Source organism: Thiosocius teredinicola, assembly GCF_002009425.1.
Lineage (GTDB): Bacteria > Pseudomonadota > Gammaproteobacteria > Chromatiales > Chromatiaceae > Thiosocius > Thiosocius teredinicola.
In genome coordinates, this window is sequence record NZ_CP019936.1 from 4,022,832 (window position 1) to 4,039,718 (window position 16,887).

Sequence of the window (16,887 nt, forward strand, 5' to 3'; positions counted from 1 at the left end):
GACTGAGAGTCATTATAATGACGAGTAACGCGCTAGACGCTCGAAGAAGGCTATGACTGTAACAACGAGATTTTCCGCCTTGGTGATGGTCGCTCTCATGCTGGCAGGCTCAGCGCAGGCCGGGAGCTTCAAGAAATGGGTCGACGAGAACGGCGTGACCCACTACGGCACGTCGATCCCGCCCGAATACCAGGATCGGGCCCATTCCGAACTGAACACCCGCGGCATTGAGGTCAAACGCCACGACCGCGCCAAAACGCCCGAGGAGATCGAGCGCGACAAGGCACTGGCGGCACTGCGCGCCGAACAGCAGAAACTCCTCGAAGAACAGCAGGCGCGAGATCGCATCCTGCTCAATCTGTACCGCAACGAAGACGACCTGGTCATGGCGCGCGACGGCAAGATCGCGCAGCTCGATGCGCAGATCAAACTCACGCATAACGAGATCCGGCGCCTCAAGACCCGCCTGTCGGAGTTCCAGGGACGCGCGGCCGCCGCCGAGCGCGCGGGTCGACAGCTCAACAAACGTCAGCGCGACAACCTCGATAGTACCCAGCGATCGATCGAAAAGTCGTACGCCATCATCCTCAGCAAGGAAGACGAGAAGCGGTCGACGCTGGAACAATACGACTACGATCTGGCGCGTTTCCGCAAGCTGCATCAGGGCGGCGTGCGTGCCGCCAATGCCGACGTCGTCGCCAAGTCGGATATTCCGGACCTGGTGGATACCGCGGTGCGCTGCAATGGCGATCAGGAGTGCCTGAAGCTTTGGGAGATCGCGCAGAAATATGCCCGCGACAACGCGACCACGCCGATCGACCTCGCGGCCGACCGTATCTTAGTGACCGCCCCGCCGCGCGAGACGCGCGATGTCAGCATTACCGTGTCACGCCTGATCGATCGCACCGACGGCGGTGAACGCATCTTCATGGATTTGCAGTGCGTGAGCTTCACCGAGGGCCAGGAGTTCTGCCGCGGCCCGGAAGTCGAGGCCATCCGTGAAAAGTTCCGCGACGCGCTGATCGCCGGCAAATAGCTCAATGACAGTTTGGCCGCGCAATGGCGGCCATCCCTGAGCGGCTCTCAGGACGGGGCGTTCTGCCCCGGATCGAACAGGCCGTGACTCAATACCGCCCAATCGGCATCCCAGGCCGTCAGCGACGGCTTGGCGAAGCGTGAACGCAGAAACTGCTGCATCCGACCCTCGACAAACGCAGTCAGCAAGCTCGCCGCCTCTTCCGGCGAGCGACGCAGCGTTGCATCGTTGCGTAGCTGCGCCTCGCGCAGAATCTGCCGCAACTGCACATCGATGCGTTCGAAAAACTGCTGCACCCGATCATGCAGGCGTTCACGTTCGCCGACCAAAGCATCGCCGAGCAGGATGCGTGTGATGCCGGGATTACGATCGGCGAAGCCGAGCAGCAGGTAGATCACCCGGGCGACCCGCACCTGGGTGTGCTTCTCTTCATCGAGGATCTGATTGATGCGAGCAAACACGGTTTCTTCGGCGAAGCCGATCAGCCCCTCGAACATCCGGGCCTTGCTCGGAAAGTGCCGATAAAGTGCCGCCTCGGAGACGCCCACCGCGCGCGCCAGCGCTGCCGTCGTGATCCGGTCACCCGGATGCAGCTCCAGCTCGTTCGCCAGCGCCTCGAGAATCGCCTGTTTACGCGACGGCCTCGGCATCGCTAGGTGTTAGCGACGGCGAATCAGAGTGCCGACACCCTGATCGGTAAACAACTCGACCATAACGGCGTGCGGCACGCGACCGTCGATGATGTGCGCTGAGTTCACGCCTGCCTTGACCGCATCGAGCGCACAACCGATCTTCGGCAGCATACCGCCGGTGATGGTGCCGTCGGCGACCAGTTCATCGACGCGCTCCAGGGTCAGCCCGGTCAACAACTTGCCCTGCTTGTCGAGCAGGCCTTGAGTGTTGGTCAGCAGAATCAGCTTTTCCGCATTCAGCACTTCGGCCATCTTGCCGGCCACGAGGTCGGCGTTGATGTTGTACGAACGACCGTCTTCACCGACTCCGATCGGCGCGACGACCGGAATGAAGTCACCGTGCACCAGCATGTCGACCACCGAGGCGTCGATACTCTCGACCTCGCCGACATGCCCGATATCGATGATCTCGGGCAGCTTCGCTTCGGGGTTGTTCTTGGTCAGCGCCAGTTTGCGCGCACGGATCAGGTCACCATCCTTGCCCGTCAGGCCCACTGCCGAACCGCCATGACGGTTGATCAGATTGACGATCTCCTTGTTGACCAACCCGCCGAGCACCATCTCGACCACGTCCATGGTCTCGGCGTCGGTCACGCGCATACCCTGGATGAACTCGCTCTCCTTGCCGAGGCGCTTGAGCAGTTCACCGATCTGCGGGCCGCCGCCGTGCACGACGACCGGGTTGATGCCGACCAATTTCATCATGACCACGTCGCGTGCAAAGCCGGCCTTGAGGTCTTCATCGACCATCGCGTTGCCGCCGTACTTGATCACAATGGTTTTGCCACCGAAACGTTGAATGTAGGGCAACGCTTCGGACAATACGTGGGCGACGTTACTCGCCGCTTCCGCCGTCAGACTCATGAGCTGTATTAAACCTTCAGAATGGTGCTTGCATATCCGGCGCGACCCGACCAAGCAGGTCGCGGAACCGTGCCTTTATCTCTTCCAGAGACCCTTCGTCGTCGGCTTCGAAGCGGAAGGTCAACGACGGCGTGGTATTGGACGGCCGGATCAATCCCCAGCCGTTGCCAAACTCCACGCGCAGACCGTCGAGTTCGACCAGACGCGCGTCGTCGAATACCTTGTTGGCATCGACCGCGCGCATCAGTTCGCGGCTCTGCCCCTCTTCGAGCATCAGTTGGTACTCGGGCGTGCTCGGGCTGCTCGGCAACTCGGCGAACAAATCGCTCGATGGGCGCGGGTCCAGCGCCAAGATCTCCAGCACGCGCGCCGCTGCGTAGATCGCATCATCGAAGGCATACCAACGCTCCTTGACGAACAGGTGGCCCGAGAACTCGCCGCCGAGCAGCGCGCCGGTCTCCAGCATCTTCGCCCGCATGCGCGAGTGGCCGGATTTCCACATGATCGGTCGGCCACCGTGGCCGAGGATGAAGCTCGCCAGATGGCGCGACGATTTCACGTCGTACAGGATGTCGACCCCCGGGTGACGTCCGAGGATGTCTGACGCGAGCAGCATCAAAATGGTATCTGGCCAGATGGTATTGCCGGCATTGTCGACGATACCCAGGCGGTCACCGTCGCCGTCGAAGGCGAGACCGATGTCGGCCTCCTGCGCCTGCACCTCGAGCATCAGCGATGCGAGGTTGTCCGGCTGGCTCGGGTCCGGATGATGATTCGGGAAGTTGCCGTCCGGCTCGCAGAACAGCGGCACGACCTCGCAACCAAGCATCTCGAACGTGGCAATCGCCAGATCGCCGGCCACGCCGTTACCGGCATCGACAACGACCTTGAGCGGCCGCGCCAGTTGCACCTCGTTGACCACGGCCTCGGCATACTGGCCGACCAGATCGATGCGCTCGACCGTGCCCTGGCCCTGGCTGAACCGACCCTCGAGCATGCGTTCGCGCAATGCCTTGAGCTCGTCGCCATCGAGCACCTTGTCGCCGATAGCGATCTTCAGGCCGTTGTACTCGGGGGGATTGTGGCTGCCGGTGACCATCACGCCGGCGTGCGTCGAACGTACCTGCATGGCGTAGTACAGCAACGGCGTCGGCGCCTGGCCGACGTCGAGCACGTTACAACCACCGGCGACCAGGCCGCGGATCAACGCGGTGGACAGATCCGGGCTCGACAAACGCGCGTCGCTGGCGACCGCAACCTCCAGCCCGCCCTGTTCGCGCACCAGCGTCGCCAGCGCCCGGCCGATCAATTCGGCAACCGGCGAGGTCAGTGTTTCGCCGACGATGCCGCGGATATCGTAGGCGCGGAACAGGCTCTCTGCGATGTCCACTTCAGGCGCCGATCCGCTCGTCATCAGCAGCTCGGCAGGATCCGAATCGATCTCTTCGACATCCAGGCCGCTGACCGACTGTGGGGCAATCGGCGCCGCCTGCGGCACGGCCTCGCTCAACGGCGCTTCGGGCATGGGAGCAGCACCGCGCACCCGAGCCTCTCGCGCATATTGCGACAACAGGGCGATGGCATCGCTGTTCGCCCCGACGTGCGCCTCGCGATTCTGCGAACCGGTGCGGCGCAGGATCGCTTCACCGAGGTTGACGATCGCGCTGGCGTCTTCTTTGAGATCGCGGCCGAGCATGCGCCATTGCAATGCCACGCTGAGGATCAACGTCAGCACGCCGCCACCGATCAGCGCCAGCACCGTGACCATGTCGCTCAGGCCACCGCTGTCTGCGCGTGCACCGTAGGCCACTTTCCAGATGCTGCCGGGCACCTCCACGACACCGTCGCCGCCATCATCGAGTTCCAGGTGGCCCGGGCCCTTGGCCAGCGCATAGGGCGTTTCTTTGCCCTGGATGAGTTGCAGGCGACCGGGGAAAACCGGCGACGATTCGACAACGCGAATCAGCGGGCGCATATCCCAGGCACCGAACATCACCAAGGTACGCCCGCCCGCCTTGACCGGCACGGCCAGCGCCAGGTAAGGCGAGCCGCTTTCAATCTGGTGAATCTCCGCCTGGGAGACCTTGCCCGATTGCGCGGCACGCCTGATCTGGTCCAAACCCGCGTAGCCAAGCGGCGCGGGGCCACCGGTATCGGGCTGGCTGGCATCCGGCGACAACAGGCGCAACTGCATCAAGCCGGGCAGCCGGCTCTGCAGGCGTTCGAGCGCCGTCTGCAACTGATCCGCGTCATCACGCAAAAAGGCATTCACCGCCGGACCGTCGGATGCGGCGAGCACCATCAGGTCGCGACGCGCCTTCACCTCACCTTCGAGCCTCAGGGCGAGGCCCTCGGCGAGGTTCATCGCTGTTTCCTTGGCAGTCAGCGTTGCCGCACCAATGATGCTCTGCCACGCAAAGAACGCCAGCACGACCATCAGCGCCATCGCGACCAGCGGTGCCGGCAGCAGATAGTAGAAAAGAGACCGCCCTTTCTTGCTGGTTTCCGCCTGCGGCGCCGGCTGTTCGGCCGCAGCTTTCTCCGTTTTCTTTTTTAATAGACCCACACTATCCCCGGTGCTGGTGCTGTTTTCTGATGGCTTGTTAGTGTCGTCCCGAGTGCCCGAAACCGCCGGCACCACGGTCGCTCTGATCAAACTCGTCTACCTGCTCGAACACGGCGCGAACCACCGGGATCAGCATCAGCTGAGCGATGCGCTCCCCGACTTCGACGCGAAAATGGTCGCTGCCACGGTTCCAGCACGACACGAAGAGCTGCCCCTGGTAGTCGGAATCGATCAATCCGACCAGGTTGCCCAATACGATGCCGTGCTTGTGACCGAGTCCCGAGCGCGGCAGGATCACCGCGGCCAGGGCCGGGTCGGCGATGTGTATGGCGACACCCGTTGGTATCAGCTGGGTCTCCCCCGGCGCCAGTTCGAGCGGCTCGTCGAGCATGGCGCGCAAGTCCATCCCGGCAGAGCCTTCGGTCGCATAATCGGGTAACGGGAAATCGCCACCGAGGCGATCGTCAAGAATCTTCAGTTGCAGTCTGTGCATTAAAACGGTCCACAATCAATTCGACCAGTTGTGCCGCCAAACGCGACTTGGACTGCATCGGCAGACGTTGTTGTCCCCCTTCCCACAGCACCAACAACGCGTTGTCGTCGACTTCGAAACCCTGCGACGCGCTCACCTGGTTAGCGGCAATCATATCGAGGCCCTTAGCAAGCAACTTGCCCCGGGCATAGTTCTCCACGTCGTGGGTTTCGGCGGCAAAACCGACACAGAAAGGCCGCGCCGGCGAAGCCGAGACCTCGCTGAGGATGTCGGGGTTGCGAATCATTTCGACGACGAGGGTTTCATCGGTTTTCTTTATCTTCTGCTCGGCGGCACGCGCCGGTCGAAAATCAGCTACCGCGGCACATGCTACAAAAATGGCAGCGCCCGGCAGCGATGTAAAGACGGCGTCGTGCATATCGTCAGCACTTTCGACGTCGATACGGGTGATGCCACCGGGAGTCGGCAACGCCACCGGCCCGGCGACAAGGGTCACATCCGCGCCTTGCGCCACCAACGCGGAGGCCACCGCGAAGCCCATCTTGCCCGAACTGCGGTTGCCGACGAATCGCACCGGGTCGATCGCTTCGCGCGTCGGTCCGGCCGTCACGATCACGCGTTTGCCGCGCAGCGCGCCCGACTTCATCAACAGGTCGTGAATAGCGCCCCGGATCTGCGCCGGTTCCTGCATGCGACCCGCGCCCTGATCGCCGCAGGCCTGCTCGCCGACGGCCGGCCCGATAAGCTGCGTGCCGCGCCCGCTGAGCACCCCGATGTTCGCCTGTGTTGCCGGATGCGCCCACATCGCCTGATTCATCGCCGGCGCAACCAGCAGCGGCGCGGTCGAGGCCAGGCACAGCGTCGTCAGCAGATCGTCCGCCGTGCCGGCGGCCAGGTGAGCCAGGGTCGACGCCGTGGCGGGTGCGATCACGATCACCTCGGCCCAACGCGCCAGTTCGATGTGCCCCATCGCGGCCTCGTGCTGCGCGTCGAACAGGCTGTCACGTACCGGCCGACCGGTAATCGCCTGCAGGGTCATCGCCCCGATAAACTGGGTCGCCGAGCGGGTCATCACCACCTGCACATCGGCCCCGTCCTTGACCAGCAAACGCGCCAGTTCGGCCGCCTTGTAGGCGGCAATCCCGGCAGTGATACCGAGCAATACCCGGCGAGCGCGCAACGGCTGCATGGTGAGGAAAAAAACTCCCTTTTCGGCATGGCGAAATACGTTCCGACAAGAGTAACCGAGTCGGCCGACAAGGCAAAGCAAACGTTGGCGGCAAGCGGCTTTCTCGGTTAGGCTTCACCAACTTCAAGGAGGAAGTGACACCATGTCGATCAAGGATTGGCCGACCCAGGAGCGGCCCAGAGAACGCCTGCTGGCACACGGAGCCGAAAGCCTCAGCGACGCCCAATTACTCGCCATATTTCTGCGCACCGGGGTACGTGGCCGCAGCGCCGTGGATCTCGCCCGCGACCTGCTCGACCGTTTTGGCAGCCTGCGCGAGCTACTCGCGGCACCGCAGGCCAGTTTCTGCGATGCGCCGGGCCTGGGAAGTGCGAAGTACGCCCAGCTGCAGGCGGTACTCGAGATGGGCCGGCGTCACCTGTTCGAAACGCTTGCCCGCGGCAAGCGCCTGACAAGCCCCGCGCAAACCATGCAATTCCTGGCGTCGCGCCTGCGCGACTATGAGCACGAGGTGTTCGCGGTGTTGTTTCTCGACAACCGGCACCGCGTGTTGGCGTTCGAGGAACTGTTTCGCGGCACCATCGATGGTGCCAGCGTGCACCCACGGGAGGTGGTCAAGCGCGCCTTGCAACACAACGCCGCGGCAGTCATCCTGAGCCACAATCACCCATCCGGCGTGGCCGAACCCAGCGCGGCCGACCGGTCGATCACGCAGCGCCTGCGCGACGCCCTGGGCTTGGTCGACATCCGCGTGCTCGACCACATCATCGTCGGCGATGGCACCTGCTGCTCGCTGGCCGAGCGCGGCGACTGCTAGACCGGCAGTGCAGTGGCCGGCCTGCGCCGATCAGAGCCCGGTTGAGCTTGACCGTGTCGCTGGCTTCCGGTATAAATTGCCGCCTTTCCGTCCGGCGGATTGCCGGCGTAAGCAAAATTAACGAGATTTTTCGAGGCTTTAACCATGTCCAGAGTCTGCCAGGTAACCGGCAAGCGGCCGATCACCGGGAACAACGTTTCCCACTCGCACCGTAAGACCCGGCGCCGGTTCCTGCCGAACCTGCACTACCATCGTTTCTGGGTCGAGAGTGAACAGCGCTTCGTACGTCTGCGCGTCTCCGCAGCCGGCATGCGCATCATCGACAAGAAAGGCATCGATTCGGTGCTCAGCGAGCTGCGTGCGCGCGGCGAGAAAGTCTAAGGAGCATCACCATGGCTAAAGCTGTTCGCGAGAAAATCCGCCTGAACTCAAGTGCAGGCACCGGTCACTTCTACACCACCACCAAAAACAAGAAGACCATGACCGGCAAGATGGAAATCAAAAAGTACGATCCGGTCGCACGCAAGCACGTGATGTACAAAGAAGGCAAGATCAAGTAATCACTTGATATCTGCCACAAAAAAAACCGCCGTCAGGCGGTTTTTTTATGTCCGCAACCGCAGTTTGCGGCAGCGTTCGATACGCTCAGCCTACAGCCGGATAGTAGCCGCGTAAGGTACGCGCGAAATCCTGAAGCGCCTTGATACCGCTGGCTTCCGCTTCCTTGCACCACTGCTGCAACGACGCCAACAACGCATCCTGGCTCGACGCCGTGCGCTCCCAGACATCCTGCAATTGCTTGCGCGAGCGATGGACGGTCGCCAGCACCTGGCTGCGATCGAGCAGCTTCTGCAGGCGTTTGCGGCTCGACGCATCCATGGTCGCCTCTTCGCGCAGCAATAGGCGACGCGCCTGGCGCGCCAGCCGGCGACAATGCTGCTCCGAATTGCAGAACTCCGCGTCGGTGACGGGTTTGATTACGTCGCGCGCATAGTCGGCCAGCACGTGCATACGGTGAACCACCACTGCCTTGACCGTATCCATATCGATCACGCTCTTGCCGCTGTCGACAACGGGTTTGCGCGCGACCCGGCGCACCTTGGCCAGACCCAGCAGCGAGAACAGACGGATATACATCCAGCCGATATCAAACTCCCACCAGCGGGCCGACAGCTTTGCCGAACTCGGGAAGGCGTGGTGATTGTTGTGCAACTCTTCACCGCCGATCAGTATGCCCCACGGCGAGATATTGGTGGCGGCGTCGGGTGATTCGAAATTGCGGTAACCCCAGTAGTGACCAACGCCGTTGATCACACCTGCCGCGAAGAACGGTATCCAGATCATCTGTACCGCCCAGGCGGCCACGCCGAGCACGCCGAACAGCAGCACGTCGATCACGAGCATGATGACGATGCCGAGATAACGAAAATGCCCGTACACCTTGCGCTCCAGCCAGTCGTCAGGCGTTCCGCGGGCGTAGCGCTCGACGATTTCCTGCTTGCTGGCGCTCTCGCGGTACAGCTCGGCACCCTCCCACAACACCTTGTTGAGACCGAAGATCTGCGGGCTGTGCGGATCTTCTTCCGTTTCGCAGCGCGCGTGATGGCGGCGATGCACACCCACCCATTCGCGCGTGACCATGCCGGTGGTCAACCACAACCAGAAGCGGAAGAAATGTGACAGCACCGGGTGCAGGTCCAGCGCGCGGTGCGCTTGGCTGCGATGCAGAAAAACGGTAACGGCGACAATGGTGATATGCGTCATGCCCAGTACAACGAGGATCAGTTGCCACCAGGACAGGCCGAGGATGCCGTCGATCATTCAATTCCCTCCGACAGGGTGGGTGGTAAACAACGGTCAGGTTGGGGCGGCAGAGCGCGATTGCAAGCCGCCGACCCGAACTATGAATAATAACGCGTTTCACGGGCCGTTGCCGGGCCAACAACCGTTCAAGCAAGTGTTCGGGTGGACGCTATCCTCTTGAAGAATCGAGAGCGCGATCCGGGGGCCCAAATGCAAACTTCGAGCCGCACGGCCGAAAACCGTTCAGACACGATCCAGATCGGCCGCCAGGCCATCCTGGACCGCGAACTGAACGTTTTCGCCTACGAGCTGCTCTATCGCGATGCGGACGGCCGCTGCAACATCAGCGACGGCGATCACGCAACGTCGGTCACGCTACTCAACGCCTTCATGGAGATCGGCCTGGAACGGATCACCGGTCCGCACAAGGCGTTCATCAACCTGACGCGACGCTTCTTCGTCGACCTGCCGCCCATCCCCTTTCCGGCCAACCGGGTCGTGCTGGAGGTGCTGGAGGACGTCGCCGTCGATGACGCGTTGATCGCGGGCGTTTCCAAGATGTCCGCCGACGGATTCGAACTGGCGATGGACGACTACGCGTTTCAGCGTGAGTTCGACGACATTCTGCCGCTGGTCAATTACATCAAGGTCGAGATCAGCGACGGCATCATCCCGGAGCTGAAACGGCGTCTGCCCGAATTGCGCGCGACCGGCGCCAAGCTGCTGGCCGAAAAAGTCGAGACTGCCGAACAGTTCGAGCAGCTCAAAGCGATGGGGTTCGATTATTTCCAGGGCTACTTCTTCGCCCGCCCTGACTTGGTCAAGTCTGATCGGCTCAAAGAGAACGCAGCGATGGTCATCCAGCTGCTGGCGCGCCTCAACGACCCGTCGGTGCCGATGGATGAAGTTGTACGGCTGGTCAGCCAGGATCCGGCGCTGAGCTACAAGGTGCTGCGCTTCATCAACTCGGCGGCAGTGGGGCTGCGCGCCAAGGTCGATTCCATCCAGCGTGCAGTGGTACTGATGGGCCTACAGCGTATTCGCGCCTGGGCCACGCTGTTCGCATTGGCCGGGCTCGACAATAAACCCATGGAAATCCTCAACATCGGTCTGCTGCGCGCCAATCTGTGTGAGAACCTTGCCAAGCTGTGCAGCATCGGCGAGCCCGATGCCGCCTATACCGTCGGGTTGCTATCGGTCGTCGACGCGATGCTCGGCCAGCCGATGGACGAGCTGATGGCCGAACTGCCTCTGCCGGCTGAAACCAAGGACGCCATCACCTTGCACGACGGGCCGCATGGCAAGCTGCTGCGCCTGGCCATCCAGATGGAACGCAATGAATGGGCCGGCGAACAGTGCAGCGATGTCCCGCTCGCAGACCTGATGGAGGTCTATGCCGAAAGCACGGATGCAGCGTTCAAGATGCTCGAGATCATCAAAGACTGAGCAGCAGATTGCCGACAGCGTCGACCCGCAATCGCCATCCCGGCGCCACCCAGGTGGTAGCCACTGTCTCGAAGATTAATGCGGGCCCGTCGATACATTGCCCCGCCGCCAATTGATCACGCCAGTACTGCGGCGTTAGGCCGACACCCTCCACCCGGCACTGACCGAACGGCTCGGCAGCCGCCCGCTCCGGCCATGGCGGCAGACTCAAACGCGATTCGGGGCCACGCACCGCAAGACGCAGATTGACCAGTTCGACCGGCAGATCGAGATCGTGTCCGTAACGTTCGCGATGCCGGCAGTGAAACGCGTTGATCAGTTCCGACACCGGCTGCCATGGCAGATTCAGCGTGTACGACTGCCCGGCATAGCGCACATCCACACTGGCGCTCGCGTCCAGCTGGGCTTCACTGAAGCCCTCTTCATGCAGCGCGGCTCGCCCTTGCTCCCGCAGTTGCTCGAACGCTGCCTCGATGCTGTCGACCGGGACCTGTGCCAACAGACCGACATAGGTCTGCGAGAACTGGCGACCCGGGCGCGCCGCCAACATCCCCAATGCCGAAAACACCCCGCCGTGCACCGGCACAATGGCGCTCGCCATATCCAGCAAATCGGCCAGTGCGCAGACGTGCAACCCGCCTGCACCACCGAACGACATCAGGGTGTAGTCGTGAGGGTCGACGCCTCGCTTGATCAGGATGGCGCGCAGCGCCTGCGCCATGTGTTCATTGGCGACCGCGACGATATCGTTGGCCGCGTGCACCGTATCGACACCCATGGCCGCCGCCAGCCGCGACATCGCCTGCTCGGCGGCCGCAACGTCGAGCGACATGTCGCCACCCAGAAAGGCGTCGGCCTGGATGTGGCCTAGAATCAGGTTGGCATCCGTCACCGCAGGCTCACGACCACCGCGGCCGTAGCAGGCCGGGCCGGGATCAGCGCCAGCCGACTGCGGTCCCACCTGCAGCATGCCACCGGCGTCGACCCACGCGATCGAGCCGCCTCCGGCGCCGATGGTGTGCATGTCGACCATCGGCACCGCGACCGGGAACGCCGCGATTCGGCCCTCGGTCGTCAGGCGCGGTTCGGCGTCGACCAAGGCGACATCGGTCGATGTGCCGCCCATATCGAAGGTCAACAGCCGCTCGAACCCCGCTTGCTGGCCGACGAAGCGTGCTGCGGCCAAACCACCGGCCGGGCCGGACAGCAGCATGCGAACCGCTTGTTCGGCTGCCTGATCGGCAGCCACGGTATCGCCCGAACTCTGCATCACCGAGACTGGCATCTCACCGAGCGCCCGTCGCAGGCGCGACAGGTATCCGGCCACCTTCGGCCCGATCCAGGCGTTGAGCCAGGTCGCCATGCCGCGCTCGTATTCGCGAATCTCCGGCAGTACCGACGACGACAACGACACGAATACCTCGTCCGGCACCACGGCGGCGATCCGCCGCTCGCTCTCCGGGTCGAGATAGGAAAACAGCAGGTTTACCGCAACCGCCTCGGGTCGCAACAGGCGAATCGCCGCGGCAAATGCATCCAGGGTCTCTTGCGTCAACGGCTCAACGATCTCGCCGTTGGCATCCAGCCGACAATCGATCTCGATACTCAGTTCACCCGGAACGATGCGCGGTAACGCCGGCTGCAAATCGTATAGGGCCGCACGTTGCTGCCGGCCGATCTTCAACAGATCGGCGAACCCCGTATTTGCCACGTAGAGGGTTTTGACACCCTTACCTTCGAGCACCGCGTTGGTCGCAACCGTCGAACCATGTACCAGTTGCAGGGGCACCCCTTCCAGGCCCATGTCACCGATACCTTGCAGGATCGCCTGTTCCGGCGCATGCGGCGTCGACAACACCTTATGCACGCGCAACTCGCCCGCCGCATCGAGCAGGACGAAATCGGTGAAGGTGCCGCCGGTGTCCACCCCCAAGCGTTTCATCGCACACCCGGCACTGCTACATCGCGCATCTGCTTACCAGCGAACCGCATCAACGCTGCAATCGTCGCTGATCATGCGACGAAAGCAGGCCGTTTACGTATCTGGTCGTCGTGTACTGCAGGCCGCCCGCCACCAGTCGCAGCTCGTGGACAACCTCCCACAGGTTCGATACATCGTTCATACCAAGCCGTCGGTATTTCTCGATGGCAACCATGTGCTCGGCATCGAGCTCAAGCAGTTCGATGTCGGCGATGGCCAACGTGACATGCGTGACTCTGCTGCTGGCTTCATCGCTATAGCCGCGTTGCTCGTCGATCCGTATCACCATCTCGCCGGTCTTACGCACCGTCAGGCTCGACTCGAAACGCCGGCTATCGGCGCGCGGCGCCGACTGCGATCCTTTGCAGTACAAGGCGTCGCCCTCGCCCTGCCATTCGCCCTCCAAGCGTTCGATCAGACCGGAGAATACGCGTTGTTGTGCCGGCGGAATGCGCGGCGCGACGCCCATGTCAAAATAGGCGGCCCCATCGCGCGTATAGCGCTCTGACTCGGCATAACAGCTGACAGCCGACGCGGGCACAGCAGAAGTCACTGTCAGCAGAATCACAAGCGTTCGAAACATTGGCAGGTCGATGGTCATCGTTGGGCTACGGCGTTGTCTTTATCCAGTATAACTCGGCAGCAACACGCCGATCGGCGTCACAACAACGCCATGCCGCGCAATACGTTGGGCAAAATCTGTGAAATCCCGGGTAAACGGCTTGATCCGGTTTCGCAATGCGCCCGACTCAGGGTAATCTGCGCGCACATGAATCCGTTGTTGAAAGCCACGCAACTCCGCCACGGCAGCAAAGACTGCCCTCGACTGATCGATGTCGACCTGCGACTCGACAGCGGTGACCACCTCGCATTACTCGGCGTCAACGGTGCCGGCAAGTCGACCTTGATGCAGATCCTGGCCGGCGTGTTGCGCCCCGACGGTGGCGAGGTTCTGATCCAGGGTCAGTCGCTACACGCACCATCGCCGGCGATTCGCCGGCATATCGGCTACCTGCCGCAGCGGGTTGCCCTGTATCCGCAATTGACCGTCTGGGAAAACATGCTGTGGGCCGCACAGCTGCATGCCGTTGCCAAACCCGCATTGCACGGTGCCATCGAAAACGCGTTGCGCCAGATGGGGCTGCTCGATGTGCGCAAGCGCCTTGCCGGCCGGCTGTCGGGCGGCATGGCGCAGCGCCTGGGCCTGGCGCAGGCGATCCTGCACAAACCGGATATTCTGATACTCGATGAGCCAACTGCCGGGCTCGACCCGATGCAGACGATGCAGATCCGCGAACTGCTGAAGGCCCAGGCGAGCGCCTGCAGCCTGATCCTGGCGACGCATGTACTCGACGACGTCAGCGCCCTGTGCAACCGCGTGATACTGCTCGACGGTGGGCGCAAGATCGACGAGCAGGCAGTCACCGAAGACACCGACCTGCTGCAACATTTCCAACGCCTGACGTCGACTGCGGAGGCTGTTGCTTGATCGCCTCCATCGCCTTGCACGAATGGCGACGCCTGCGCAGCGGCATGATGTTCTGGCTGACGCTGGCGTTTGCACAGTTGATCATCGCGTGGCTGGCCTTTACCCAACTCGAAGCCTTCGCACGCATCGCACCACAACTCAAGGCGCGCAACTCGCCACTCGGCGCGATGGACCTGGTGATCGCACCGAGCATGAACACCTTGGTGATGCTGCTGCTGTTGGTCACACCCATCCTCGGGATGGGCAGTATCGCCGGCGAAACCCAGAGCGGTCGTATCAGCCTGTGGCTGTCGGCACCGGTGAGAAGCAGCCGGGTCGTTGTCGGCAAATGGTTGGGACTGTGGCTGGCGACACTACCGATTGTCATCAGCGTACTGTCGACTTTGGCGGCGTTCGGTCTGGCGACGGAGCTGGATTGGCCGCGCTTCATGCTGGCGGCGTTCGGCCTGGTGCTATTGTCGATGTGGTTGGCTGCGATCAACGTCTGGCTGTCCGGGCTGTTCGATCATCCTGCCGCGGCATTGGCGCTGAGCTATGGGCTGCTGCTGTTTCTCTGGCTACTCGACTCGTTCAGCGGGCCGACCGCGCCCTGGTATTGGCTTGCCCTGTTGCCGCACATCAAACCGATGTTCGCCGGTCTGCTGCAGTCGCAGGACCTGGTGTACTTCGCAGTAACCGCGATTGCCGTGCTGTTGCTGGCAACCTTCGGCATCGCTCGCCGCCGAGGTGAAGTCTAGTGCTGCGCAGGCTTGCCTTCCTCGTGTTGCTTATCGCCTGCGTCGTCCTGAGCGCCGGCGTGAGCGAGCGCTTTGCCCAGCACTGGGATCTGAGCGCCACACGCATCAACTCGCTGAGCAAGTCTGCAGAGCGGGCATTGAGTGCATTGAAAGAGCCGCTCGAGATCACGGCCTACCTGCCGGACTACCCCGTACAACGCGCCGAGTTTCGCACCTTGCTCAAGCCCTATCTCGATCATCCCAATGGCGCGCAGCTGCAGTTCGTCGATCCGATCAAAGATCCCGAGGCCGCACGCGCTGCAGATGTTGGCCAGCACGGCGAGTTACATCTGGACGTCGGCGCACGCCACGAAGTGGTCGCCGTGCCGACCGCCAACGCGATCGACCAGGCATTGAATCGTTTGGCATTGAGCGGTGAACACTGGATCGTGATGTTCAAGGGCCATGGTGAAGCCGAGGCCGTGGACGAGCCGGGCGGCCTGTTGAGATTCGTCGAACACGCCGAGGAACTGGGCTACCGTGTGGTGTCACTCGACCCGCGTTATGTCGACGATATCCCGAAGAATGCCAACGTCCTGTTGATTGCGGCACCCCGGCGTTCCTACGGCGACGAGGTCTATCAGCAGATCGAGCGTTTTCTCGAGCGTGGCGGCCAACTGTTGTGGCTGAGTGGCGACGATCTGCCCCTGCAGATCAGCGAACGCTTCGCCCTCCAACAGCTTCCAGGGATCATCGTCGACGCAGCGGCGGCCAAACACGGTCTCAAATCGCCGGATAACGCCGTTGTCGGCGACTACCCAAAGGCGCTGCTACCCCAAGTGCCGGATCGCCCCGCCGTATTCAAGCGCAGCCATGCACTGACCATGCAGGACAGCGAAACCCTACAGCAACTGGCCGTACTGCAAAGCAGTCCGCTCAGCTGGAACGAAACGGGCGAGCTGCACGGCAACATCTCGCGCGATCCGAATGCCGGTGAACAGGCGGGACCACTGAACGTCGCGATTGCGGTGACGGACACTCGAGGCCAGCCGCCGCGCCGCGCCCTGTTCGTCGGCGGACCGACGATCTTCACCAACGACCAGATCGGCATCGCGGCCAACCGGACGCTGGCAACCGGCCTGCTGCGTTGGCTTACCGGAAACCAACAACTCGGCGATACGCGCGTGGCACGTGATCTCGAGGTGCATTGGTCGCCGACACTGGCCGCATCCCTGGCGATTCTGCTGATGGCGGTGTTGCCTATCGTTTATATCGGCAGCGGTTTGTGGCTGCGCCGCAGGCGTCGCAAAGCATGAATGCCTGGAGCAGACTCAACCTTGCGCTGGCTGTCGTTGCGGCCGTATTGTTGACGGCGCTGTTGATGCCGGAAGAGGATGCCGACAACGACCGCCTGCTCGACATCAAGCGCGACACCATCACGTCGCTACGTGTCGAACGCAGCGAACGCCTTGCCTTGTCGTTCGAGCGCGACGACCGAGGCTGGCGACTGCTGCATCCCGAGGTGGCGCCAGCCGAACTGCAACGCGTCGAACAACTCATCGCAGTAACCCGGGCTGCCGTGCTGCAGCGTTTTGCCGTGCCCGACGATCTGCAACCCTACGGGCTCAATGCCCCCGCGGCGGTGATGCAGGTCAATCAACAACGCCTGCTGTTCGGCGATCGCGATCCAAGCCAACGTCACCGCTACGTACTCGTCGGCGATCAGTTGTGCGTGATCGACGACGTGTATTTCAACCTGCTGAAATTGCCGGCAACCCATTTTCTGCAGCAATAA

At 62.4% G+C, this 16,887-nt stretch carries 17 protein-coding genes; 9 read left to right on the forward strand and 8 right to left on the reverse strand.

Annotation, left to right across the window (positions count from 1 at the left end; all coding sequences use genetic code 11):
• Positions 1–52 precede the first annotated feature (52 nt).
• A complete protein-coding gene (locus B1781_RS19055; protein WP_078121173.1) occupies positions 53–1,036 on the forward strand; it encodes a DUF4124 domain-containing protein in 984 nt (327 codons plus the stop codon).
• 47 nt (positions 1,037–1,083) lie between these two features.
• Here the strand turns inward: B1781_RS19055 and slmA are convergent, their stop codons facing one another.
• From slmA to coaBC, 5 genes are read right to left on the reverse strand one after another with little or no spacing between them, the layout of a single operon-like run.
• Positions 1,084–1,686, reverse strand: coding sequence for a nucleoid occlusion factor SlmA (gene slmA / locus B1781_RS19060; RefSeq protein ID WP_078121174.1), 603 nt, complete (start codon positions 1,684–1,686; stop codon positions 1,084–1,086).
• Between the two features lie 9 nt (positions 1,687–1,695).
• Positions 1,696–2,592, reverse strand: coding sequence for an acetylglutamate kinase (gene argB, locus B1781_RS19065; protein WP_078121175.1), 897 nt, complete (start codon positions 2,590–2,592; stop codon positions 1,696–1,698).
• 16 nt (positions 2,593–2,608) lie between these two features.
• The gene (locus B1781_RS19070) at positions 2,609–5,158 is read right to left on the reverse strand and encodes a phosphomannomutase/phosphoglucomutase (protein ID WP_078121176.1); all 2,550 of its coding nucleotides are present in this window, start codon (positions 5,156–5,158) and stop codon (positions 2,609–2,611) included.
• 37 nt (positions 5,159–5,195) lie between these two features.
• Entirely contained in the window at positions 5,196–5,651 is a 456-nt protein-coding gene (gene dut / locus B1781_RS19075) for a dUTP diphosphatase (protein ID WP_078121177.1), read from the reverse strand.
• A complete protein-coding gene (gene coaBC / locus B1781_RS19080) occupies positions 5,623–6,840 on the reverse strand; it encodes a bifunctional phosphopantothenoylcysteine decarboxylase/phosphopantothenate--cysteine ligase CoaBC (protein ID WP_078121178.1) in 1,218 nt (405 codons plus the stop codon). The genes dut and coaBC overlap by 29 nt, the downstream gene beginning before the upstream one ends.
• A 142-nt stretch (positions 6,841–6,982) precedes the next feature.
• On the opposite strand from coaBC, the gene radC reads away from it, so the two are divergent.
• The 3 genes from radC (at position 6,983) to rpmG (ending at position 8,217) form a co-directional block, all read left to right on the forward strand.
• Positions 6,983–7,657: a RadC family protein gene (radC, locus tag B1781_RS19085; RefSeq protein WP_078121179.1), complete on the forward strand. Its 675-nt coding sequence runs from the start codon at positions 6,983–6,985 to the stop codon at positions 7,655–7,657.
• Between the two features lie 144 nt (positions 7,658–7,801).
• Positions 7,802–8,038: a 50S ribosomal protein L28 gene (rpmB, locus tag B1781_RS19090; RefSeq protein WP_078121180.1), complete on the forward strand. Its 237-nt coding sequence runs from the start codon at positions 7,802–7,804 to the stop codon at positions 8,036–8,038.
• A gap of 11 nt (positions 8,039–8,049) precedes the next feature.
• Positions 8,050–8,217 carry a 50S ribosomal protein L33 gene (gene rpmG, locus B1781_RS19095; RefSeq protein WP_078121181.1) on the forward strand — a complete coding sequence of 56 codons (168 nt, stop codon included), beginning with the start codon at positions 8,050–8,052 and terminating at the stop codon, positions 8,215–8,217.
• Between the two features lie 85 nt (positions 8,218–8,302).
• Here rpmG and B1781_RS19100 read toward each other — a convergent pair whose 3' ends face one another.
• The gene (locus B1781_RS19100; RefSeq protein ID WP_078121182.1) at positions 8,303–9,478 is read right to left on the reverse strand and encodes a DesA family fatty acid desaturase; all 1,176 of its coding nucleotides are present in this window, start codon (positions 9,476–9,478) and stop codon (positions 8,303–8,305) included.
• 192 nt (positions 9,479–9,670) lie between these two features.
• Here B1781_RS19100 and B1781_RS19105 point away from each other — a divergent pair, with 192 nt between their 5' ends.
• Entirely contained in the window at positions 9,671–10,906 is a 1,236-nt protein-coding gene (locus tag B1781_RS19105; protein ID WP_078121183.1) for an EAL and HDOD domain-containing protein, read from the forward strand.
• Here the strand turns inward: B1781_RS19105 and B1781_RS19110 are convergent.
• Positions 10,896–12,848 carry a hydantoinase/oxoprolinase family protein gene (locus B1781_RS19110; RefSeq protein WP_078121184.1) on the reverse strand — a complete coding sequence of 651 codons (1,953 nt, stop codon included), beginning with the start codon at positions 12,846–12,848 and terminating at the stop codon, positions 10,896–10,898. The two genes, B1781_RS19105 and B1781_RS19110, sit on opposite strands and share 11 nt — an antisense overlap.
• A 49-nt stretch (positions 12,849–12,897) precedes the next feature.
• The gene (locus tag B1781_RS19115) at positions 12,898–13,470 is read right to left on the reverse strand and encodes a hypothetical protein (RefSeq protein ID WP_164513467.1); all 573 of its coding nucleotides are present in this window, start codon (positions 13,468–13,470) and stop codon (positions 12,898–12,900) included.
• A gap of 186 nt (positions 13,471–13,656) precedes the next feature.
• Between B1781_RS19115 and B1781_RS19120 the strand changes: the two genes are divergently transcribed.
• From B1781_RS19120 to B1781_RS19135, 4 genes are read left to right on the forward strand one after another with little or no spacing between them, the layout of a single operon-like run.
• A complete protein-coding gene (locus tag B1781_RS19120) occupies positions 13,657–14,376 on the forward strand; it encodes an ABC transporter ATP-binding protein (protein ID WP_164513468.1) in 720 nt (239 codons plus the stop codon).
• Complete coding sequence (locus tag B1781_RS19125; protein ID WP_078121187.1) at positions 14,373–15,113, forward strand: ABC transporter permease; 741 nt, start codon at positions 14,373–14,375, stop codon at positions 15,111–15,113. The genes B1781_RS19120 and B1781_RS19125 overlap by 4 nt, the downstream gene beginning before the upstream one ends.
• The gene (locus tag B1781_RS19130) at positions 15,113–16,408 is read left to right on the forward strand and encodes a DUF4350 domain-containing protein (protein ID WP_078121188.1); all 1,296 of its coding nucleotides are present in this window, start codon (positions 15,113–15,115) and stop codon (positions 16,406–16,408) included. Before B1781_RS19125 ends, B1781_RS19130 begins: the two co-directional genes overlap by 1 nt.
• Positions 16,405–16,887, forward strand: coding sequence for a hypothetical protein (locus tag B1781_RS19135; protein ID WP_125932178.1), 483 nt, complete (start codon positions 16,405–16,407; stop codon positions 16,885–16,887). Before B1781_RS19130 ends, B1781_RS19135 begins: the two co-directional genes overlap by 4 nt.